Origin of the sequence: Streptomyces thermospinosisporus (assembly GCF_039526425.1) — a bacterium.
Taxonomy (GTDB): domain Bacteria; phylum Actinomycetota; class Actinomycetes; order Streptomycetales; family Streptomycetaceae; genus Streptomyces; species Streptomyces thermocarboxydovorans.
Genome location: NZ_BAAAIZ010000031.1, coordinates 1 through 21,900 on the forward strand (window position 1 = coordinate 1; position 21,900 = coordinate 21,900).

17 protein-coding genes are annotated in these 21,900 nt (G+C 70.6%); 15 read left to right on the forward strand and 2 right to left on the reverse strand.

Features of this window, described 5'->3' with window-relative positions; translation table 11 throughout:
* Positions 1-693 precede the first annotated feature (693 nt).
* From ABD207_RS12130 to recQ, 15 genes are all read left to right on the forward strand, one after another.
* Complete coding sequence (locus tag ABD207_RS12130) at positions 694-1,053, forward strand: NADH-quinone oxidoreductase subunit A (RefSeq protein ID WP_003992243.1); 360 nt, start codon at positions 694-696, stop codon at positions 1,051-1,053.
* A 13-nt stretch (positions 1,054-1,066) separates the two neighbouring features.
* Entirely contained in the window at positions 1,067-1,621 is a 555-nt protein-coding gene (locus ABD207_RS12135) for a NuoB/complex I 20 kDa subunit family protein (protein ID WP_344012401.1), read from the forward strand.
* Entirely contained in the window at positions 1,618-2,367 is a 750-nt protein-coding gene (locus ABD207_RS12140; RefSeq protein ID WP_344012403.1) for an NADH-quinone oxidoreductase subunit C, read from the forward strand. Before ABD207_RS12135 ends, ABD207_RS12140 begins: the two co-directional genes overlap by 4 nt.
* The gene (locus tag ABD207_RS12145) at positions 2,364-3,704 is read left to right on the forward strand and encodes an NADH-quinone oxidoreductase subunit D (protein WP_344012406.1); all 1,341 of its coding nucleotides are present in this window, start codon (positions 2,364-2,366) and stop codon (positions 3,702-3,704) included. Before ABD207_RS12140 ends, ABD207_RS12145 begins: the two co-directional genes overlap by 4 nt.
* Positions 3,701-4,561: an NADH-quinone oxidoreductase subunit NuoE gene (gene nuoE / locus ABD207_RS12150; protein WP_344012408.1), complete on the forward strand. Its 861-nt coding sequence runs from the start codon at positions 3,701-3,703 to the stop codon at positions 4,559-4,561. Before ABD207_RS12145 ends, nuoE begins: the two co-directional genes overlap by 4 nt.
* A complete protein-coding gene (gene nuoF, locus ABD207_RS12155; RefSeq protein ID WP_344012410.1) occupies positions 4,561-5,910 on the forward strand; it encodes an NADH-quinone oxidoreductase subunit NuoF in 1,350 nt (449 codons plus the stop codon). The genes nuoE and nuoF overlap by 1 nt, the downstream gene beginning before the upstream one ends.
* Positions 5,907-8,411 (forward strand): NADH-quinone oxidoreductase subunit G, encoded by a 2,505-nt coding sequence (locus tag ABD207_RS12160; RefSeq protein WP_344012411.1) that lies wholly within the window; start codon positions 5,907-5,909, stop codon positions 8,409-8,411. The genes nuoF and ABD207_RS12160 overlap by 4 nt, the downstream gene beginning before the upstream one ends.
* The gene (gene nuoH / locus ABD207_RS12165) at positions 8,408-9,805 is read left to right on the forward strand and encodes an NADH-quinone oxidoreductase subunit NuoH (RefSeq protein ID WP_344012412.1); all 1,398 of its coding nucleotides are present in this window, start codon (positions 8,408-8,410) and stop codon (positions 9,803-9,805) included. Before ABD207_RS12160 ends, nuoH begins: the two co-directional genes overlap by 4 nt.
* Positions 9,798-10,439, forward strand: a complete 642-nt coding sequence (nuoI, locus tag ABD207_RS12170; protein ID WP_344012414.1) for an NADH-quinone oxidoreductase subunit NuoI — start codon at positions 9,798-9,800, stop codon at positions 10,437-10,439. Before nuoH ends, nuoI begins: the two co-directional genes overlap by 8 nt.
* On the forward strand, positions 10,436-11,281 hold the full coding sequence (locus tag ABD207_RS12175; RefSeq protein WP_344012415.1) for an NADH-quinone oxidoreductase subunit J: 846 nt from the start codon (positions 10,436-10,438) through the stop codon (positions 11,279-11,281). The genes nuoI and ABD207_RS12175 overlap by 4 nt, the downstream gene beginning before the upstream one ends.
* On the forward strand, positions 11,278-11,577 hold the full coding sequence (nuoK, locus tag ABD207_RS12180; RefSeq protein WP_003992252.1) for an NADH-quinone oxidoreductase subunit NuoK: 300 nt from the start codon (positions 11,278-11,280) through the stop codon (positions 11,575-11,577). Before ABD207_RS12175 ends, nuoK begins: the two co-directional genes overlap by 4 nt.
* Positions 11,578-11,588: 11 nt before the next feature.
* On the forward strand, positions 11,589-13,562 hold the full coding sequence (gene nuoL, locus ABD207_RS12185; protein WP_344012416.1) for an NADH-quinone oxidoreductase subunit L: 1,974 nt from the start codon (positions 11,589-11,591) through the stop codon (positions 13,560-13,562).
* Between the two features lie 5 nt (positions 13,563-13,567).
* Complete coding sequence (locus tag ABD207_RS12190) at positions 13,568-15,139, forward strand: NADH-quinone oxidoreductase subunit M (RefSeq protein ID WP_344012417.1); 1,572 nt, start codon at positions 13,568-13,570, stop codon at positions 15,137-15,139.
* Complete coding sequence (gene nuoN / locus ABD207_RS12195; RefSeq protein WP_344012418.1) at positions 15,136-16,794, forward strand: NADH-quinone oxidoreductase subunit NuoN; 1,659 nt, start codon at positions 15,136-15,138, stop codon at positions 16,792-16,794. The genes ABD207_RS12190 and nuoN overlap by 4 nt, the downstream gene beginning before the upstream one ends.
* Positions 16,795-17,022: 228 nt before the next feature.
* Positions 17,023-19,131: a DNA helicase RecQ gene (gene recQ / locus ABD207_RS12200; RefSeq protein ID WP_425580698.1), complete on the forward strand. Its 2,109-nt coding sequence runs from the start codon at positions 17,023-17,025 to the stop codon at positions 19,129-19,131.
* A gap of 56 nt (positions 19,132-19,187) precedes the next feature.
* On the opposite strand, the gene ABD207_RS12205 is transcribed toward recQ, so the two are convergent.
* Together ABD207_RS12205 and fahA are read right to left on the reverse strand one after the other, a co-directional pair.
* Positions 19,188-20,126 (reverse strand): M56 family metallopeptidase, encoded by a 939-nt coding sequence (locus ABD207_RS12205; protein ID WP_344012420.1) that lies wholly within the window; start codon positions 20,124-20,126, stop codon positions 19,188-19,190.
* A 295-nt stretch (positions 20,127-20,421) separates the two neighbouring features.
* Positions 20,422-21,636, reverse strand: a complete 1,215-nt coding sequence (gene fahA / locus ABD207_RS12210; RefSeq protein WP_344012423.1) for a fumarylacetoacetase — start codon at positions 21,634-21,636, stop codon at positions 20,422-20,424.
* Positions 21,637-21,900 lie beyond the last annotated feature (264 nt).

Consider the following 21,900-nt stretch of genomic DNA (forward strand, 5'->3'; position numbering starts at 1 on the left):
CGCTACCCAACACCACCAACGCGACCACTGATTGATCGGCTACACCACGAGAAGGGACATGACCCGGGGCTGTGATCACGGTCTTTGATCAATACGCCCGAATTGCGCTCCACTTACCACTGGAACGGTTGATTGGCCAAGCCCGGTTCTCATCCGGCTCTCATGAATGTGGCGGAGGTCACGGAACGATGAACCGGGCGCGTGCGTCGCGCCGTCGTGATCACGGCGCGATCACGGCCGGATCGCGACGACCGGACTTCGTGAACGCGTGCACACGTCCACATCGCGCCGTGAATGCCCTCTCATGTGTGAACGCCGCCCCTATCAAGAGATCGAGTCCATCTCCAATTTGCATGCAAGGGAAGCCTCTTGATATGGAGACGCACCCTCTGGCCTGCACTGACAAGCCAAAATGTCACCGCTGGTGATCGGCCGGCCGCTTCGAGTGCGAAGATCACCGCTCATCCGACTTCATGATCGTTCGTCAGGTGGTGAAGATCACAAAGCTTGTGCAATACCCCGTGTCGCAGATCACAGACCCACGGGCATAAGATGCGGAGCGGTTGGGCTTGTGACCTGCTTCACATGTTCGCGATCTTCGCCGGGGCGGGCGTGGTTCGTGGGGCTGGTGAGGCAGACGGGCCCGCTGCACAACCGCCAGCAGTCAGTGCCGACTGAGAGGAGCGAGGAGCGGTGAACGCGTATGCGCCCATCCTCGTACTGGGAGCCCTCGGGGCAGGCTTTGCGATCTTCTCCGTGGTCATGGCCACGCTGATCGGGCCCAAGCGGTACAACCGCGCCAAGCTCGAGGCCTACGAGTGCGGCATCGAGCCGACCCCCACGCCGGCCGGCGGCGGGCGCTTCCCCATCAAGTACTACCTGACGGCGATGCTCTTCATCGTCTTCGACATCGAGATCGTCTTCCTCTACCCCTGGGCCGTCACCTTCGACGCCCTGGGGATTTTCGGGCTCGTGGAGATGCTGCTCTTCGTGCTCACCGTCTTCGTCGCGTACGCGTACGTATGGCGGCGCGGCGGCCTGGAATGGGACTGAGGGGCCTTTAGACATGGGACTCGAAGAAAAGCTGCCGAGCGGCTTCCTGCTGACCACCGTCGAGCAGGCCGCGGGGTGGGTGCGCAAGTCGTCCGTCTTCCCCGCCACGTTCGGACTCGCCTGCTGCGCCATCGAGATGATGACCACCGGCGCCGGCCGCTACGACCTGGCGCGCTTCGGCATGGAGGTCTTCCGCGGCTCGCCGCGCCAGGCGGACCTGATGATCGTCGCAGGCCGGGTGAGCCAGAAGATGGCGCCGGTGCTGCGGCAGGTCTACGACCAGATGCCGAACCCCAAGTGGGTGATCTCCATGGGGGTCTGCGCCTCCTCGGGCGGCATGTTCAACAACTACGCGATCGTCCAGGGCGTCGACCACATCGTCCCCGTCGACATCTATCTGCCCGGCTGTCCGCCCCGGCCGGAGATGCTGTTGGACGCCATCCTCAAGCTCCACGACAAGATCCGCACCTCCAAGCTCGGCGTCAACGCGGAGGAAGCGGCCCGTGAGGCGGAGGAGGCGGCGCTCAAGGCCCTGCCCACGATCGAGATGAAGGGGCTGCTGCGATGAGCGACGACGCACCCAAGGACGCGAACGGGGTGAACCCCGAGAAGGAGCTCTCCGCCGAGAACCTGCCCGGCCGGCGCGGCGAGGGCGGCGAGGAGATCCGCGTCCAGCGCGGGATGTTCGGCGCCAACAACGGCGGCGACACCTCCGGCTACGGCGGCCTGGTCCGCTCGGTCCGGCTCCCGGGACCGGCGTACCGCCCCTACGGCGGATGGTTCGACGAGGTTGCCGACGAACTCGAGGGCGCGCTGGAGGAGCAGGGGCTGCTCCCGGAGAACGCCATCGAGAAGACGGTCGTCGACCGCGGCGAGATCACCTTCCACATCGAGCGCGAGCACCTGGTCCGCGTCGCCCGCACCCTGCGCGACGACCCGGCGCTCCGCTTCGAGCTGTGCACCGGCGTGAGCGGAGTGCACTACCCCGGTGACAAGGGCCGCGAGCTGCACGCCGTCTACCACCTGCGCTCGATCACCCACAACCGGGTGATCCGCCTGGAGGTCAGCTGCCCCGACAGCGACCCGCACATCCCGTCGCTGTTCTCCGTGTATCCGACGAACGACTGGCACGAGCGCGAGACGTACGACTTCTTCGGCATCGTCTTCGACGGTCACCCGGCCCTGACGCGGATCATGATGCCGGACGACTGGCAGGGCTTTCCGCAGCGCAAGGACTACCCCCTCGGCGGCATCCCCGTCGAGTACAAGGGCGCCCAGATCCCGGCTCCGGACCAGCGGAGGTCGTACTCGTGAGCACGTCGAACACATCCGCCGCGTCCGCCGCTTCGGCGCGCGAGACCACGGAAGGCACCGTCTACACCGTCACCGGCGGCGACTGGGACGAGGTCGTCCAGAGCGCGGCCCGCACCGACGACGAGCGCATCGTCGTCAACATGGGCCCGCAGCACCCCTCCACCCACGGGGTGCTCCGCCTGATCCTGGAGATCGACGGCGAGACGGTCACCGAGGCCCGCTGCGGCATCGGCTACCTCCACACCGGCATCGAGAAGAACCTCGAGTACCGGACGTGGACCCAGGGCACCACGTTCGTGACGCGCATGGACTACCTGACGCCGTTCTTCAACGAGACGGCGTACTGCCTCGCGGTCGAGAAGCTGCTCGGCATCGAGGACCAGGTGCCCGACCGCGCCACGGTCATCCGGGTCCTGCTGATGGAGCTGAACCGCCTCTCCTCGCACCTGGTGGCCATCGCCACCGGCGGCATGGAGCTCGGCGCCACCACGATCATGATCTACGGCTTCCGTGATCGTGAACTCATTCTCGACATCTACGAGCTGATCACCGGCCTGCGGATGAACCACGCCTACATCCGCCCCGGCGGACTCGCCCAGGACCTGCCGCCCGGCGCGGTGGACCAGATCCGCGAGTTCGTGAAGAAGATGAAGAAGAACCTCCCGGAGTACGACAAGCTCGCCACCGGGAACCCCATCTTCAAGGCCCGCATGCAGGACGTCGGCTACCTGGACCTGGCGGGCTGCATGGCCCTCGGCGCCACCGGCCCGATCCTGCGCTCCACCGGCCTGCCGCACGACCTGCGCAAGGCCCAGCCGTACTGCGGCTACGAGACCTACGAGTTCGACATCCCGACCGCCGACACCTGCGACGCCTACGGCCGCTTCCTGATCCGGCTGGAGGAGATGCGCCAGTCGCTGCGGATCATCGAGCAGTGCCTGGACCGGCTGGAGCCGGGACCGGTCATGGTCGCCGACAAGAAGATCGCCTGGCCCGCCCAGCTCGCCCTGGGCCCGGACGGACTGGGCAACTCCCTGGACCACATCAAGAAGATCATGGGCACCTCCATGGAGGCCCTGATCCACCACTTCAAGCTGGTCACGGAGGGCTTCAGGGTCCCGCCGGGACAGGCCTACGCGGCGGTCGAGTCGCCCAAGGGCGAACTCGGCGTGCACGTCGTCTCCGACGGCGGCACCCGCCCCTACCGGGTCCACTTCCGTGACCCGTCCTTCACCAACCTGCAGGCCATGGCGGCGATGTGCGAGGGCGGCCAGGTCGCCGACGTCATCGTCGCCGTCGCGTCCATCGACCCCGTGATGGGAGGCGTCGACCGGTGACCACCTCTTCTTCCGAGCGGGGCGTCAGCCTGGGCATGCCCGAACTGCCCGCACCCCCCTACCCGGACGACGTCCGGGCCCGGCTGGAGACCGACGCACGCGAGATCATCTCCCGCTACCCGGGCTCCCGGTCCGCCCTCCTGCCGCTGCTGCACCTGGTGCAGTCGGAGGAGGGCCATGTCACGCGCACCGGGATCCAGTTCTGCGCGGACATGCTCGGCCTGACCTCGGCCGAGGTCACCGCGGTCGCCACCTTCTACACCATGTACCGGCGCAAGCCGAGCGGCGACTACCAGGTCGGGGTGTGCACCAACACGCTGTGCGCCGTCATGGGCGGCGATGCGATCTTCGAGGAGCTGCAGGAGCACCTCGGGGTCGGCAACGGCGAGACCACCGAGGACGGCAAGGTCACCCTCGAGCACATCGAGTGCAACGCCGCCTGCGACTACGCGCCGGTGGTGATGGTCAACTGGGAGTTCTTCGACAACCAGACCCCCGAGAGCGCCAAGCGCCTCGTGGACGACCTGCGCGCCGGCCGCACCGTCACACCCACCCGCGGCGCCCCGCTGTGCACCTTCAAGCAGACCGCGCGCATCCTGGCCGGCTTCCCCGACGAGCGGGAGGGAGCCGTCGAGGCCTCCGGCAGCGCGGGCCCCGCCTCCCTGGTCGGCCTGAAGCTGGCCAAGGGCGAGGCCGCCCCCGCGCGCGTGGTGCACCCGCGCGGCGCGGCCCCCGAGGACGCGCCGCCGCACGAGCCGTCGCCCACCGAGCACCTCAGCTCGCACGACGCGCCGCAGCAGACGTCGGCCTCCGACCCGGACCACCCGGCCGGGCCCGCCGCCGAGGAGGGGGAGTGATGACCTTGGCACCCGAACTGAAGGACACCAGCCCGGAGAAGCTGCTCGCACCCGTGCTGTCGGCCTTCTGGGACGAGGACAGGTCCTGGACGCTGGACGTCTACCAGAGGCACGAGGGCTACGAGGGGCTCCGCAAGGCGCTGGCCATGTCCCCGGACGACGTCATCGCCTACGTCAAGGACTCCGGACTGCGCGGCCGCGGCGGCGCCGGCTTCCCCACCGGGATGAAGTGGCAGTTCATCCCGCAGGGCGACGGCAAGCCGCACTACCTGGTGGTCAACGCCGACGAGTCCGAGCCCGGGACCTGCAAGGACATCCCGCTGCTGTTCGCCAACCCGCACAGCCTGATCGAGGGCATCGTCATCGCCTGCTACGCCATCAGGTCCTCCCATGCCTTCATCTACCTGCGCGGTGAGGTCGTCCCTGTGCTGCGGCGGCTGCACGCCGCGGTGCGCGAGGCCTACGAGGCGGGCTACCTCGGCAAGAACATCCTCGGCAGCGGACTCGATCTCGAGCTCACCGTGCACGCGGGCGCCGGCGCGTACATCTGCGGTGAGGAGACCGCGCTGCTGGACTCGCTGGAGGGCCGCCGCGGACAGCCCCGGCTGCGTCCCCCCTTCCCGGCCGTGGCCGGCCTCTACGCCTGCCCCACTGTGGTGAACAACGTCGAATCGATCGCCTCGGTTCCCGCCATCCTGCACCGGGGCAAGGAGTGGTTCCGGTCGATGGGCAGCGAGAAGTCCCCCGGCTTCACGCTGTACTCGCTCTCCGGCCACGTCGCCAACCCCGGCCAGTACGAGGCCCCGCTCGGCATCACCCTGCGCCAGCTGCTGGAGATGAGCGGCGGCATGCGGCCCGGGCACCGGCTGAAGTTCTGGACGCCGGGCGGCTCCTCCACGCCGCTGCTCACCGACGAGCACCTCGACGTCCCCCTCGACTACGAAGGGGTCGGCGCCGCGGGCTCCATGCTCGGCACCAAGGCCCTGCAGTGCTTCGACGAGACCACCTGCGTGGTCCGCGCCGTCACCCGCTGGACCGAGTTCTACGCCCACGAGTCGTGCGGCAAGTGCACCCCCTGCCGCGAGGGCACCTACTGGCTGGTCCAGCTGATGCGCGACATCGAGGCCGGCAAGGGCAAGATGTCCGATCTCGACAAGCTGAACGACATCGCCGACAACATCAACGGCAAGTCCTTCTGCGCCCTCGGCGACGGCGCCGCCTCGCCGATCTTCTCCTCGCTGAAGTACTTCCGCGAGGAGTACGAGCAGCACATCACGGGCCGCGGCTGCCCCTTCGACCCGGCCAGGTCCACGGCCTGGGCCGATCACCGTACGGAGGTGAACGCATGACTGTGACCACGAGCGCTCCCTCCGGAGGAGGCGAGGCGGCACTGCCGCCCGAGGACCTCGTGACCCTGACCATCGACGGCATCGAGATCAGCGTGCCCAAGGGCACCCTGGTCATCCGGGCCGCCGAGCAGCTCGGCATCGAGATCCCCCGGTTCTGCGACCACCCGCTGCTCGACCCGGCCGGCGCCTGCCGCCAGTGCATCGTCGAGGTCGAGGGCCAGCGCAAGCCGATGGCCTCCTGCACCATCACCTGCACCGACGGGATGGTCGTCAAGACCCATCTCACCTCGCCGGTCGCGGAGAAGGCGCAGAAGGGTGTGATGGAGCTGCTGCTCATCAACCACCCGCTGGACTGCCCCGTCTGCGACAAGGGCGGCGAGTGCCCGCTGCAGAACCAGGCGATGTCGCACGGCCACGCCGAGTCCCGCTTCGAGGGCAAGAAGCGCACCTACGAGAAGCCGGTGGCGATCTCCACCCAGGTGCTGCTGGACCGCGAGCGGTGCGTGCTGTGCGCCCGCTGCACCCGCTTCTCCAACCAGATCGCGGGCGACCCGATGATCGAGCTGATCGAGCGGGGCGCGCTGCAGCAGGTCGGCATCGGCGAGGGCGACCCGTTCGAGTCGTACTTCTCCGGCAACACCATCCAGATCTGCCCGGTCGGCGCGCTCACCTCGGCCGCCTACCGGTTCCGCTCCCGCCCCTTCGACCTGGTCTCCTCGCCGTCGGTGTGCGAGCACTGCGCCGGCGGCTGCGCGATGCGCACCGACCACCGGCGCGGCAAGGTCATGCGGCGCCTGGCGGCCGAGGACCCCGAGGTCAACGAGGAGTGGATCTGCGACAAGGGGCGCTTCGCGTTCCGCTACGCGCAGCAGCGGGACCGGCTCGACACCCCGCTGGTGCGCAACGCGGAGGGCGAGCTGCAGCCCGCCTCCTGGCCGGAGGCCCTGCAGATCGCCGCCCAGGGGCTGCTGGCCTCCCGGGGCCGCACCGGCGTGCTCACCGGCGGCCGCCTCACCGTCGAGGACGCCTACGCCTACAGCAAGTTCGCCCGGGTGGCGCTCGGCACCAACGACATCGACTTCCGGGCCCGCGTCCACAGCAGTGAGGAGTCCGACTTCCTCGCCGCGCGGGTCGCCGGCCGCGGACGCGACCTCGACGGCACCGGCGTCACCTACACCGCGCTGGAGAAGGCGCCCGCGGTGCTGCTCGTCGGATTCGAGTCCGAGGAGGAGGCGCCCGCCGTCTTCCTGCGGCTGCGCAAGGCCTGGCGCAAGCGCGGCCAGCGCACCTTCGCGCTGGCCACCCACGCCACCCCCGGCCTCACCAAGGCCGGCGGCACCCTGCTGCCCGCCGCGCCCGGCACCGAGACCGAGTGGCTGGACGCCCTCGCCGCCGGTGTCGGCCTGGAGGGCGACGGGGCCGCGGCCGCCGAGGCGCTGCCCGCCGAGGGAGCCGTGGTCGTCGTCGGCGAACGCCTCGCCGGAGTGGCCGGCGGCCTGACCGCCGCCGTGCGGTTCGCCACCGCCACCGGCGCCCGGCTGGTGTGGATCCCGCGCCGGGCGGGCGAGCGGGGCGCGATCGAGGCGGGCGCGCTCCCGTCGCTGCTGCCCGGCGGCCGCCCCGCGACCGACCCGAGCGCCCGCGAGGAGGTCGCCGCGATCTGGGGCGTCGCCGAACTGCCCCAGCGCTACGGCCGGGACACCGGCCAGATCGTCGAGGCCGCCGTCAGCGGCGAACTGCAGGCGCTGCTGGTCGCCGGTGTCGAGGTCGCCGACCTGCCCGACCCGGCCCGCGCCCGGGCCGCGCTCGCCGAGGCCGGGTTCGTGGTCTCCCTGGAGCTGCGGCCCAGCGAGGTCACCGAACTCGCCGACGTCGTCCTGCCGGTCGCGGCCGTCGCCGAGAAGGCCGGCACCTTCCTCAACTGGGAGGGCCGCGCCCGGCCGTTCGAGGCGGCGCTCAAGCCCGACCACATGACCCGCCGGCTCCAGCCCACCGACGCGCGGGTGCTGCAGATGCTGGCCGACGCCATGGACGTCCACCTGGGCCTGCCGGACCTGCGCACCATCCGCGCCGAACTGACCCGGCTCGGCGCCTGGGACGGCCCCCGGGCCACCGAACCGCTGGAGACCGCGGGCGCGCTGCCCCGGCCGGCCGCCGGGGAGGCGGTGCTCGCCGGGCACCGGATGCTGCTCGACCAGGGCGTCCTGCAGCAGGGCGACGAGGCGCTCGCCGGCACCCGGCACGCCGCCCCCGCCCGGCTGTCGGCCGCCACGGCCGCCGAGATCGGCGTCAAGGACGGCGACCTGCTCGCGGTGACCGGCACCGCCGGCACCGTGCAACTGCCGCTCGCCGTCACCGAGATGCCCGACCGGGTGGTGTGGCTCCCGCTGAACTCCGCCGGCGGCGGTGTCGCCTCCGACACGGGGGCACGCCCCGGCTCCCTCGTCCGCATCGGTCCGGCGACGCCCGCCGGTGAGGCCACCGAGGAGGTGGAGGCATGAGCGCGAACGTCGCCGCCGTCAGCACGTACGTCGCCGCCGAGGATCTGTCGATGTTCGGCCGCGACCCGTGGTGGCTCATCGCCCTCAAGGCGGTGTTCTGCTTCGCCTTCCTGATGGTGACGGTGCTGATCTCCATCGTGATGGAGCGCAAGGTCGTCGCCTGGATGCAGCTGCGCATCGGACCCAACCGGCACGGCCCCTGGGGCATGCTCCAGTCGCTCGCCGACGGCGTGAAGCTGATGCTCAAGGAGGACGTCGTCGTCAAGCGCGCGGACAAGGTGGTCTACGTCCTCGCGCCGATCGTCGCCGCCATCCCCGCCTTCATGGCGTTCGCGGTCATCCCGTTCGGCCCGGCCGGCAACGAGATCTCCATCTTCGGCCAGCGGACCACGATGCAGCTGACCGACCTGCCGATCGCGATGCTGTACATCCTGGCGGTCGCCTCGGTCGGCATCTACGGCATCGTCCTGGCCGGCTGGAGCTCGGGCTCCACCTATCCGCTGCTGGGCGGACTGCGCTCCTGCGCGCAGATGATCTCCTACGAGATCGCCATGGGCGCCGCCTTCGCCTCCGTCTTCCTCTACTCGGGGTCGATGTCGACCTCGGCGATCGTCGAGCAGCAGACCGACCGCTGGTTCGTGGTGCTGCTGCCGGTCTCCTTCATCATCTACATCGTCACCATGGTCGGTGAGACCAACCGCGCACCCTTCGACATGCCCGAGTCCGAGGGCGACCTGGTGGGCGGCTTCAACACCGAGTACTCGTCGATCAAGTTCGCGATGTTCATGCTCGCCGAGTACGTCAACATGGTGACCGTCTCGGCCGTGGCCGTCACCCTCTTCCTGGGCGGCTGGCGGGCCCCCTGGCCGGTCAGCACCTTCTGGGAGGGCGCCAACCACGGCTGGTGGCCGATGCTGTGGTTCGTGCTGAAGCTGCAGCTGCTGCTGTTCTTCTTCGTCTGGCTGCGCGGCACGCTCCCTCGGGTCCGCTACGACCAGCTGATGAAGCTCGGCTGGAAGGTCCTCATCCCGGTCTCCGTGGTGTGGCTGATGCTCGTCGCCACCGTGCGGGCCCTCAGGAACGAGAACTACGACTTCGCCGACATCGCCCTCTACATCGGCGCCGCCGTGCTCGCCCTGCTGCTGCTCTCCTTCGTCGCCGACATGTTCCGCGCGAGGAAGGCCAAGCAGGCGCCGCCCGCCAAGGCCCCGGCCGAGTTCGACCCGATGGCCGGCGGCTTCCCGGTACCGCCGCTGCCCGGACAGGAGTTGCCGCCGGTGCCCCGGCGCCGCCCGCGCCGGGAGCGGGAGCTGATTGTCAGTGGTGGGCCCGATACTCAGAGTGACGGACCTCTGGGCGGATCTACGGATGGAAAGGAGGCGTCCGATGGCTGAGGAGCCCAAGGAGACCAAGCCCGGTTTCCTGAATCCGGTGGCCGGCTTCGGCGTGACCTTCAAGGCCATGTTCAAGAAGCGGCTCACCGAGCAGTACCCGGAGCAGCAGAAGACCACCGCTCCGCGCTTCCACGGACGGCACCAGCTCAACCGCCATCCGGACGGCCTGGAGAAATGCGTCGGCTGCGAGCTGTGCGCCTGGGCCTGCCCCGCCGACGCGATCTACGTCGAGGGCGCGGACAACACCGACGAGGAGCGCTACTCGCCCGGCGAGCGGTACGGCCGCGTCTACCAGATCAACTACGCCCGCTGCATCCTGTGCGGGCTGTGCATCGAGGCCTGCCCGACCCGGGCGCTGACCATGACCAACGAGTTCGAGCTGGCCGACTCCAGCCGGGCCGACCTCATCTACACCAAGGAGCAGCTGCTCGCCGGCCTGGAGGAGGGCATGGTCGAGCCCCCGCACGCCATGTACCCGGGCACCGACGAACAGGACTACTACAAGGGCCTGGTGACCGAGGCCGCCCCCGGCACCGAGCGCCAGGCCGCCCACTCCAAGGGCGAGGTGGTGCAGGAGGCCGATTCGACCTTCGGCCCGACCGAGCCCGCGTCCGAGAAGGTGATCGGGCGATGACCGAGCAGCTCGCCGCGTACACCACGTCCACCGGAGAGGCCGTCCAGTTCTGGATCCTCGGCACCGTCGCGGTGATCGGCGCCCTGTGCACCGTCTTCATGAAGCGGGCCGTGCACAGCGCGCTCTGCCTCGCCGCCACCATGATCGTTCTGGCGGTGTTCTACCTCGCCAACGGCGCCTACTTCCTCGGCGTCGTCCAGATCATCGTCTACACCGGCGCGATCATGATGCTGTTCCTGTTCGTGGTGATGCTGGTCGGTGTCACCGCGGCGGACTCCCTGAAGGAGACCATCAAGGGCCAGCGCTGGCTGGCCCTGCTGTGCGGGCTCGGCTTCGGCATCCTGCTGATGGCCGGCATCGGCAACGCCGCCCTGACGGAGTTCAACGGCATCGGCCAGGCGAACGCCGGCGGCAATGTCGAGGGCATCGCCAGCCTGCTGTTCACCAGGTACGTCTTCGCCTTCGAGATCACCGGCGCGCTGCTGATCACGGCCACCGTCGGCGCCATGCTGCTCACCCACCGGGAGCGCACCGAGCGCGCCAAGACCCAGCGCGAACTGTCCCGGAAGCGGATCCGCGAGGGCACGTACATCCCGCCGCTGCCCGCGCCCGGTGTGTACGCGCGGCACAACGCGGTGGACATCGCGGGCCTGCTGCCCGACGGCACCCCGTCCGATCTCACCGTCAGCAAGACGCTCCGCGAGCGCGGCCAGATCCGTGACGTGTCGCAGGAGGCGCTCAACGACCTGCGGGCGCTGGAGCAGCGCGCCGAGGAGCGCCTGGAGCGCACGGCCATCGAGCCGCTGACGGCGTTCAAGCGGTCCGAGGAGGCGTCCAAGTGAACCCGGTCAATTACCTCTATCTCGCCGCCCTGCTGTTCACCATCGGCGCCACCGGCGTGCTGATCAGGCGCAACGCGATCGTGGTGTTCATGTGCATCGAGCTGATGCTCAACGCCTGCAACCTCGCGTTCGTCGCCTTCTCCCGGATGCACGGCAACCTCGACGGCCAGATCATCGCCTTCTTCACGATGGTCGTCGCCGCCGCGGAGGTCGTGGTCGGGCTGGCGATCATCGTGTCCCTGTTCCGTGCCCGCCACTCGGCCTCGGTCGACGACGCCAGCCTGATGAAGCTGTAAGGGGCTGAAACGTGACAAACGCAGAGAATCTGATTGCGCTGCTGGTGGCGGCGCCTCTGCTCGGAGCGGCGGTCCTGCTGTGCGGCGGACGCCGGCTGGACGCCGTCGGCCACTGGATCGGCACGCTGCTCGCGGCCGTCTCCTTCGTCCTCGGCGTCGTGCTGTTCACCGACATGCTGGGCAAGGGCGCCGAGGAACGCACCCTCACCCAGCACCTGTTCAGCTGGATCCCGGTGGAGGGCTTCCAGGCCGACGTCGCCTTCCAGCTCGACCAGCTGTCGATGACGTTCGTCCTGCTGATCACCGGCGTCGGCTCGCTGATCCACCTGTACTCCGTCGGGTACATGGAGCACGACGAGCGGCGCCGCCGCTTCTTCGGCTATCTGAACCTGTTCCTCGCGGCGATGCTGCTGCTCGTCCTCGCCGACAACTACCTGCTGCTGTACGTCGGCTGGGAGGGCGTCGGTCTCGCCTCCTACCTGCTGATCGGCTTCTGGCAGCACAAGCCCAGCGCCGCGACGGCCGCGAAGAAGGCCTTCCTGGTCAACCGCGTCGGCGACATGGGCCTGTCGATTGCGGTCATGCTGATGTTCCTGTGGTTCGGCACCTTCGCCTTCGGGCCGGTGCTCGGCGGCCACGGGGAGGAGGGCCTCGCGGCGGCCGCCGGTGAGGACAAGCTGACCGCGATCGCGCTGATGCTGCTGCTGGCGGCCTGCGGCAAGTCCGCCCAGGTGCCGCTGCAGTCCTGGCTCGGCGACGCCATGGAGGGCCCGACCCCGGTCTCGGCCCTGATCCACGCCGCGACCATGGTGACCGCGGGCGTCTACCTGATCGTCCGCTCCGGGGCCGTCTTCAACGGCGCGCCGGACGCCCAGCTCGTCGTCACCATCGTCGGTGCGGTCACGCTGCTCTTCGGTGCGATCGTCGGTTGCGCCAAGGACGACATCAAGAAGGCGCTCGCCGGATCCACCATGTCCCAGATCGGCTACATGGTGCTCGCCGCGGGCCTCGGCCCCATCGGCTACGCCTTCGCGATCATGCACCTGATGACGCACGGCTTCTTCAAGGCCGGGCTCTTCCTCGGCGCCGGTTCCGTGATGCACGGGATGAACGACGAGGTCGACATGCGCCGCTACGGCGGGCTGCGGAAGTACATGCCGGTCACCTTCATCACCTTCGGCCTCGGCTACCTGGCGATCATCGGCTTCCCGGGTCTGTCCGGCTTCTTCTCCAAGGACAAGATCATCGAGTCGGCGTTCGCCAAGGGCGGCACCGAGGGCTGGATCCTCGGCGCCTGCGCCCTGCTCGGCGCGGCCATCACCGCCTACTACATGACGCGCGTGATGCTGATGACGTTCTTCGGCGAGGAGCGCTGGCGCAACGCCCCGACTCCGTCGCCGGCCTCGCCCGACATGGAGCCCGCCGCGCAGACCGGCGGCACGTACGAGCCGCCGCACCCGCACGAGTCGCCCGGCGTCATGACGATCCCGATGATCGTGCTCGCGGTCGGCTCCGTGTTCGGCGGTGCGTTCTTCAGCATCGGCGACCGCTTCGTGAACTGGCTGGAGCCCGTCACCGGGTTCGAGCACGGCCACCCGCCGGTCAGCGCCCTGACGGTGACGCTCTCCACGGTCGCCGTCATGGTCCTCGGCGTGGCCATCGCCTGGGGCCAGTACGGGCGCCGCCCGGTCCCGGCCGTCGCCCCGCGCGGCTCGCTGCTCACCCGGGCCGCCCGCCGCGACCTCCTCCAGGACGACTTCAACCACGTGGTCCTGGTGCGCGGCGGCGAACACCTCACCCGCTCCCTGGTCTACGTCGACCACACCCTGGTCGACGGCGTCGTCAACGGCACGGCAGCCGCGATGGGCGGCCTGTCCGGGCGGATGCGCAGGCTGCAGAACGGCTTCGCGCGGTCCTACGCGGTCTCCATGTTCGGCGGCGCGGCGGTCCTGATCGCCGCGACCCTGCTGATGAGGGCGGTCTGATACCGATGTCCTTTCCTCTGCTGACAGCGACAGCGGCGCTCCCGGCCGTCGGGGCGATCGCCACGGCCGCCGTGCCGGCCGCCCGGCGCACCGCCGCCAAATGGCTCGCGCTGCTCTTCTCGCTCGCCACCCTGGTGCTCGCGATCGTCGTCGCGGTGCGGTTCGACCCGGGCGGCGCGCGCTACCAGCTCACCGAGTCCCACTCCTGGATCGCCGACTTCGGCGTCCGCTACGAACTGGGCGTGGACGGCATCGCGGTGGCGCTGATCGCGCTGACCGCGCTGCTCATCCCGTTCATCGTCCTGGCGGGCTGGCACGACGCCGACCCGCTGGAGACGGGCAGCAGGCGCTGGCGGCCCACCCAGGGCTTCTTCGCGCTGATCCTGGCCGTCGAGGCGATGGTGATCCTCTCCTTCGAGGCCACCGACGTCTTCCTCTTCTACATCTTCTTCGAAGCCATGCTGATCCCGATGTACTTCCTCATCGGCGGCTTCGGGGACCGGGCCCACGAGCACGGCGAGGAGAAGGCGGCCACCCAGCGCTCCTACGCCGCGGTGAAGTTCCTCCTGTACAACCTGGCCGGCGGTCTGATCATGCTGGCCGCGGTGATCGGTCTCTACGTGGTCGCGGGGAGCTTCTCCCTCACCGAGATCGCCGAGGCCCGGGCGAGCGGCGAATTCACCATGGCCACCAGCACCGAACGCTGGCTGTTCCTCGGCTTCTTCTTCGCCTTCGCGGTGAAGGCGCCGCTGTGGCCGCTGCACACCTGGCTGCCCAACGCCATGCAGGAGTCGACCGCCCCGGTGGCCGTGCTCATCACGGCGGTCGTCGACAAGGTGGGCACCTTCGCGATGCTCCGCTTCTGCCTCCAGCTCTTCCCGGAGGCCAGCAAGTGGGCGACGCCGGTGATCCTGGTGCTGGCGCTGGTCAGCATCATCTACGGCGCGCTGCTCGCCGTCGGCCAGCGCGACATCAAGCGGCTGATCGCGTACGCGTCGATCTCGCACTTCGGCTTCATCATCATGGGCATCTTCGCGATGACCAGCCAGGGCCAGTCCGGGGCGACGCTGTACATGGTCAACCACGGCATCTCCACGGCCGTGCTGATGCTGATCGCCGGCTTCCTGATCTCCCGGCGCGGCTCGCGGCTCATCGCCGACTACGGCGGGGTGCAGAAGGTCGCCCCGGTGCTCGCCGGCACCTTCCTGATCGGCGGCCTGGCCACCCTCTCCCTGCCGGGGCTCGCCCCGTTCGTCAGTGAGTTCCTGGTCCTGGTCGGCACCTTCACGCGGTACCCGGTGATCGGCATCATCGCCACCTTCGGCATCGTCCTCGCCGCGCTCTACACCCTCGTCCTCTACCAGCGGACGATGACCGGCCCGGTCAGGCCCGAGGTCGCGAAGATGCCCGACCTCAGGGTGCGGGAGATCGCGGTGGTGGCGCCGCTGGTGGTGCTGCTGATCTTCCTGGGCGTCTACCCGAAGCCCGTCACGGACATCGTGAACCCGGCGGTGAAGCAGACCATGTCCGACGTCGAACAGAAGGACCCCCAGCCCGAGGTGGAGGCGGCCAAGTGAGCGCAACAGCCGTCCACAGCCTGTGGACAACGGCGGCCACCGCGGCCGATCCGATCTCGAAGATCGACGCACCGAAGATCGAGTACGGGCAGCTCGCGCCCACGCTGATCGTCGTCGGCGCGGCGGTCGTCGGGGTGCTGATCGAGGCGGCCGTCCCCCGCAAGTCCCGTTACTACGCTCAGATGTTCACCGCCACCGTGTCGCTGGCCGCCGCGTTCGCCGCGGTGGTGGCGCTCGCGGCCGACGGATATGCCACGACCAAGGCCGGCATCGCGGCGATGGGCGCCCTCGCCGTCGACGGACCGGCCCTGTTCCTGCAGGGCACGATCCTGCTGACCGCCCTGGTCGCCCTGTTCACCTTCGCCGAGCGGCGGCTGGACCCCATGGCCCACGGCAACCGGGTCGACTCCTTCGCCGCCCAGGCCGGAGCCGTGCCGGGCAGCGACGCCGAGAAGCGGGCGGTCAAGGCCGGGTTCACCACCACCGAGGTGTTCCCGCTGCTGCTGTTCGCGGTCGCCGGCATGCTGATCTTCCCGGCGGCCAACGACCTGCTGACGCTCTTCGTGGCGCTGGAGGTCTTCTCCCTGCCGCTGTACCTGCTGTGCGCGCTGGCCCGCCGCAAGCGGCTGATGTCGCAGGAGGCCGCGGTCAAGTACTTCCTGCTCGGCGCGTTCGCCTCCGCGTTCACCCTGTTCGGCATCGCCCTGCTCTACGGCTACGCGGGATCCGTGTCGTACGCCACGATCGCGCAGGTCGTCGACGGCACCGTGCAGGACGTCACCCCGGCGCTCGCCGGCACCATGGGCAACGACGCGCTGCTGCTGGTCGGCGCCGCGCTGCTGGTGATGGGCCTGCTGTTCAAGGTCGGCGCCGTCCCGTTCCACATGTGGACCCCGGACGTCTACCAGGGCGCCCCGACGCCGGTGACCGGCTTCATGGCGGCGGCCACCAAGGTCGCGGCGTTCGGCGCGCTGCTGCGCGTCCTCTACGTCGTCCTGCCGGGCCTGCGCTGGGACTGGCGGCCGGTGATGTGGGCGGTGGCGATCGTCACCATGCTCGCCGGTGCGATCGTCGCCATCACCCAGACCGACATCAAGCGCCTGCTGGCCTACTCGTCGATCGCCCACGCCGGTTTCATCCTCGCCGGTGTGATCGCCGCCAACCCGGCGGGCATCTCCTCGGTCCTCTTCTACCTGGCCGCCTACTCCTTCGTGACCGTCGGCGCCTTCGCGGTGGTCACCCTGGTGCGCGACGCGGGCGGCGAGGCGACCCACCTCTCCCGGTGGGCGGGCCTCGGACGCCGCTCCCCGCTCACCGCGGCGGTGTTCGCCGTCTTCCTGCTGGCCTTCGCCGGCATCCCGCTGACCTCCGGCTTCGCCGGCAAGTTCGCGGTGTTCAAGGCGGCGGCCGAGGGCGGCGCGGTCCCGCTGGTGGTGATCGGTGTGATCTCCTCGGCGATCGCGGCGTTCTTCTACATCCGCGTGATCGTCCTGATGTTCTTCAGCGAACCGAGGCCGGAGGGCCCGACGGTGGCGGTCCCCTCCCCGCTGACCATGACGGCCATCGCGGTCGGCGTCGCGGTGACCCTGGTACTGGGCGTGGCGCCCCAGTACTTCCTCGACCTCGCCGGAGACGCGGGGGTGTTCGTGCGCTGACCGACCTCCGGGTCGTGCATGGACCGGGGCCCGTCCTCCTGCGGGAGGGCGGGCCCCGGTGCGTCGCGCCAATCGATCGGGGAGCGGGGAGACCGGTGAGGCACGTGAGGCGCGGGTGGGGGACACCGGGGCGCCGCGGGCGGGGACCTGTGGATAACTGGGGGGACTGTCGTCGCGGACGCCTATCGTGGACGGCGTGGTCGAGGGACGACGTACGGGGACGAGACGATGGGTGGGACGGGCGGTGTCGCCGGGATGGCAGAGACGGTAGAGACGGTGGAGACGGCAGCGGCGCGGAGTGAGGCGCTGCAGGCGTTGCACCGGGTCTTCGGGTACGAGGCCTTCCGCGGCGAGCAGGAGGCCGTCGTCGAGCATGTGGTGGCCGGGGGCGACGCGGTCGTCCTGATGCCCACCGGGGCCGGCAAGTCGCTGTGCTATCAGATCCCGGCCCTGGTCAGGCCGGGTACGGGTGTCGTCGTCTCCCCGCTGATCGCCCTCATGCAGGACCAGGTGACCGCGCTGCGGGCGCTCGGCGTGCGGGCCGGGTTCATCAACTCCACGCAGGACTTCGACGAGCGGCGCGTGGTGGAGGCGGAGTTCCTGGCCGGCGAGCTGGATCTGCTGTACCTGGCCCCGGAGCGGCTGCGGCTCGACGCCACGCTGGAGCTGCTCTCGCGCGGGAAGATCTCGCTGTTCGCCATCGACGAGGCGCACTGCGTCTCGCAGTGGGGCCACGACTTCCGGCCCGACTACCTGATGCTGTCCGTGCTCGGTGAGCGGTGGCCGGACGTGCCCCGGATCGCGCTCACGGCGACGGCCACCCGGGCCACCCACCGGGAGATCACCGAGCGGCTCGGTCTCGAGGGCGCCCGGCACTTCGTGGCGAGCTTCGACCGGCCCAACATCCAGTACCGGATCGTGCCCAAGGCGGACCCGAAGAAGCAGCTGCTGAACTTCCTGCGCGAGGAGCACGCGGGCGACGCGGGCATCGTGTACTGCCTGTCGCGCAACTCGGTGGAGAAGACGGCCGAGTTCCTCACCCGCAACGGCATCGAGGCGGTGCCCTACCACGCGGGGCTGGATGCGGCCACGCGCGCCGAGCACCAGGCGCGGTTCCTGCGGGAGGACGGGCTGGTCGTGGTTGCGACCATCGCCTTCGGCATGGGCATCGACAAGCCCGACGTCCGGTTCGTCGCCCACCTCGACCTGCCCAAGTCGGTCGAGGGCTATTACCAGGAGACCGGGCGCGCGGGCCGCGACGGGCTGCCCTCCACGGCCTGGATGGCCTACGGCCTCAACGACGTCATACAGCAGCGCAAGCTGATCCAGCTCGGCGAGGGCGACGAGGCGTTCCGGCGCCGGGCCAGCCAGCACCTGGACGCGATGCTCGCGCTGTGCGAGACCGTCCAGTGCCGGCGCGCCCAGCTGCTCGTCTACTTCGGCCAGGACCCCGACTCGCCGTCCTGCGGCAACTGCGACACCTGCCTCGACCCGCCGGAGACCTGGGACGGCACGGTGGCGGCGCAGAAGGTGCTGTCCACGGTGGTGCGGCTGCACCGGGAGCGCGGGCAGAAGTTCGGCGCGGTGCAGATCACCGACATCCTGCTGGGCCGGCGCACCGCCAAGGTCATCCAGTTCGACCACGACCAGCTCTCCGTGTTCGGCATCGGGCAGGAGCTCGGCGAGGCGGAGTGGCGCGGTGTGGTGCGGCAGTTGCTGGCCCAGGGGCTGCTCGCGGTCGAGGGGGAGTACGGCACGCTGGTGCTCACCGAGGCCAGCGGGGCGGTGCTGCGCGGCGACCGGAAGGTGCCGTTGCGCAGGGACCCGAAGAAGCCGGCCGCCTCGCGGTCGGGAGGGGGAGCGTCGGGTTCCGGGCGGGGCGAGCGCAAGGCGAAGGCCGCGGCGGCGGAGCTGCCCGAGTCGCTGGTCCCGGCCTTCGAGGCGCTGCGCGCCTGGCGGGCGGAGCAGGCCCGGGAGCAGGGCGTCCCCGCGTATGTGATCTTCCACGACGCCACGCTCCGGGAGATCGTCACGGTGTGGCCCACGTCCGTGCCGGAGCTGGGCGGCATCAGCGGGGTGGGCGAGAAGAAGCTGGCGACGTATGGGGAGGGCGTCCTGGCGGTGCTGGAAGGGCTGGGCGGTCCTTCGGTTGGTGAGGAGGACGGGACGGCCGGGACGGCGGGGACGGCAGGGACGCCAGGTGGGGACCTGTCCGGGGCATCCGGCGATGCAACGGGCGGCCCCGGAGGATCCGGCCGGGCGGCGGACCCGGCGGCGGAGGACGCCGGAATGTGGCCCGCTGGGGAGGAGGAGCCTGAGCCCGAGCTCGACTGGTGACTCCCGGCACGGCCAGGCGCAGCTCAGCCCGGGCGAGGTGCGCGGGTCGAGGCCGGTCAGGGCAGGGCCGTCAGGCCCGGGGCGAAGGTGATCAGCAGGGGCAGCAGCGGGACCAGGGACGCCGCGGTCGTCGTCAGCGCGCGCCGGCGGCGGTCGAGGCGGGGCGGCGGCTCCAGCAGGCGGTCGACGCGCTCGCCGAGCAGGCGGTGACTGGAGGCACAGGACAGCACGCCGCGGTGCTGGTTGAGCTCGATGAGCGCCAGGGCCGTGGTGAGGTGGCCGCAGCGGCGGGAGGCGGTGTCGTCGGCGGCCAGTTCGACCAGGCGGTGGGTCTGGTCGCAGAAGTGCGCGAACAGCGGGATGCGGGGGAAACCGGTGGCCAGCGCGGTGGACAGGTGCAGCAGCCAGTCGTGGTGGGCGCGGGCGTGGCCGCGCTCATGGGTGAGGACCGCGTCCAGCTGGTGGTCGGTGAGGCGGTGCAGTGCGCCGGTGGTGACGATCAGCTGCGGCGGGTGGCCCGGCATCCACCAGGCGTCCGGGTACTCGTCCTCCAGCACCAGCAGCGGACCGCGGGCGGCGGGCAGACCGGCCGGGAGGTCGGGGGCGCGTTCCCGGAGATGCTCCCGCGCCCGGGCGCGGCGCCGGCGGGCCTCGACCAGTTCCCGCCCGAGCATCGCGGTCGTCCAGGCCGCCCCGGCCGCCAGCAGCACGGTCAGCACGGTCGCCCAGGGCGAGGCGGCGGACAGATCGTAGGCCGCGGTCACCGCGGGCGGCGCCGGGGCGAACAGCTGGGCGCGGACGGTGCCGAAGACGGCGGCGGCCCCCAGCGCCAGCGCGGTCACGCAGCACAGCAGCACGGTGGCGACCAGGCACTGCCACACCCACAGGGCCACCACCGGCTCCCGTTCCGGCCACCTCGCCCGGGTCAGCACACGGGGGACGGGCACGGCGGCCGTCAGGGCGACCACGCTCAGCAGGAGCAGGCAGACGGTCATGCCACGGGCTCCGGATCTCGTCGGAAGGGCGGCTTCGGGTCGTGCGGGCTGCCAAGCCGTGGCGGGGGGCACGGCTCGTGCGTGGGGGCGGGCGGCGGTGCCGGACGGTACGGACGCGGCACACCGCCCGACGCCCAGTATGACGGCGCCGGGCGGTGCGAGGCAGGGGTCGGCGGCGATCCCCGGTGACGGGAGCGGCCGGCCGCGAGCCGGGCGGGTCCGGCGACGGCGAACGCCCGCTCGGGTCGCCGGCCGCCGCTCGGATCGCCGCTCGGGTCGTCGGCCGGCTCGCCGGTCAGCTCGCGGGGACGATCCGGCCGGTGACCTCGCCGAGGCCCACCCGGACCCCGTCCGGGCCGGGCGCCCAGGCGGACAGCGTGACCACGTCGCCGTCCTCCAGGAAGGTCCGCTTGCCGTCGGGCAGCTCCAGCGGGTCACGGCCGTTCCAGGTCAGCTCCAGCAGGGAGCCGCGCTCCCGCTCGGTGGGGCCGCTCACCGTGCCGGAGCCGTAGAGGTCGCCGGTGCGCAGCGAGGCGCCGTTGACGGTCATGTGGGCGAGCTGCTGGGCGGCCGTCCAGTACATGGTGGAGAAGGGAGGCTCGGCGACGACATGGCCGTTGATGCTGACGGACATCCGCAGGTCGTAGCCGCCCGGCTCCTCGTCCGAGTCGTCCAGGTAGGGCAGCAGCTCGTGGGTGCGCTCCGGCGGCGCCACCCGCGCCGCGTCCAGGGCGTCCAGCGGGGTGATCCAGGCCGACACCGAGGTGGCGAAGGACTTGCCGAGGAACGGGCCGAGCGGGACGTACTCCCAGGCCTGGATGTCCCGCGCGGACCAGTCGTTGAGCAGGCACAGCCCGAAGACGTGGTCGCGGAAGGCGCCGAGCGGCACCGGACGGCCCATCTCGGAGGGCACGCCGACGACGAAGCCGACCTCGGCCTCGATGTCCAGCCGGACGGACGGGCCGAACACCGGCGCGGGGTCGGTCGGCGCCTTGCGCTGGCCGGCGGGGCGGACCACGTCGGTGCCGGACACCACGACCGTGCCGGAGCGGCCGTGATAGCCGATCGGCAGGTGCTTCCAGTTGGGCGTCAGCGAGTCCGGCGCGTCGGGACGGAACATCCTGCCGACGTTCCGGGCGTGGTTCTCCGAGGCGTAGAAGTCCACATAGTCCGCGACCTCGAACGGCAGGTGCAGGGTGACCTCGGACAGCGGGTGGAACAGCGGCTCGACCGTCTCCCGGTGCGCCGGGACGGTCACCCAGGCCGTGATCGCCCTGCGCACGTCCGACCATGCCGTGCGGCCCGCCGCCAGCAGCGGGTTGAGCGTCGGGCGGGCGAGCAGGGAGGCGTACGGGGAGCCGAGGGCGTGGGCCGCCGCGCCGGCGTCGAGGACATGGTCGCCCAGCCGGACTCCCACGGTCCGCTCCGACGAGCCGGGGGGCGAGAACACGCCGTACGGCAGGTTGTGCGGGCCGAAGGGATCGCCCTCGGGGACATCGAAGGGGGGCATCGGGTGCTGCCTCACTTTCGTCTGCGCAGGTGCTCCACGAGACCGTGGCCGTGCCAACGTTACGGGTGCCGACGCGGTCTTGGGCAGAGCCGGGGTGGTGGCGCGGGGGCGCACGGGGCTGCTGAGCAGGGCCGACACGCACGCCGGGGCACGTGTGCCGCTTCCCCTTGCGTACCGGAAGTTATCCACAGCAGGGGATGCAATCTTGACGGAGCGGTGCGAACGGGGCGACTCTGGGCAGGTGCCGGAAGGCCTCGGGGAGGG

Excerpts from the sequence above, each read along its gene's own strand:
- ABD207_RS12135 (WP_344012401.1), top strand. The coding sequence starts at position 1,067 with ATGGGACTCGAAGAAAAGCTGCCGAGCGGCTTCCTGCTGACCACCGTC.
- ABD207_RS12140 (WP_344012403.1), top strand. The coding sequence starts at position 1,618 with ATGAGCGACGACGCACCCAAGGACGCGAACGGGGTGAACCCCGAGAAG.
- nuoF (WP_344012410.1), top strand. The coding sequence starts at position 4,561 with ATGACCTTGGCACCCGAACTGAAGGACACCAGCCCGGAGAAGCTGCTC.
- ABD207_RS12160 (WP_344012411.1), top strand. The coding sequence starts at position 5,907 with ATGACTGTGACCACGAGCGCTCCCTCCGGAGGAGGCGAGGCGGCACTG.
- nuoH (WP_344012412.1), top strand. The coding sequence starts at position 8,408 with ATGAGCGCGAACGTCGCCGCCGTCAGCACGTACGTCGCCGCCGAGGAT.
- nuoI (WP_344012414.1), top strand. The coding sequence starts at position 9,798 with ATGGCTGAGGAGCCCAAGGAGACCAAGCCCGGTTTCCTGAATCCGGTG.
- ABD207_RS12175 (WP_344012415.1), top strand. The coding sequence starts at position 10,436 with ATGACCGAGCAGCTCGCCGCGTACACCACGTCCACCGGAGAGGCCGTC.
- ABD207_RS12190 (WP_344012417.1), top strand. The coding sequence starts at position 13,568 with ATGTCCTTTCCTCTGCTGACAGCGACAGCGGCGCTCCCGGCCGTCGGG.
- recQ (WP_425580698.1), top strand. The coding sequence starts at position 17,023 with ATGGGTGGGACGGGCGGTGTCGCCGGGATGGCAGAGACGGTAGAGACG.
- ABD207_RS12205 (WP_344012420.1), bottom strand. The coding sequence starts at position 20,126 with ATGACCGTCTGCCTGCTCCTGCTGAGCGTGGTCGCCCTGACGGCCGCC.
- fahA (WP_344012423.1), bottom strand. The coding sequence starts at position 21,636 with ATGCCCCCCTTCGATGTCCCCGAGGGCGATCCCTTCGGCCCGCACAAC.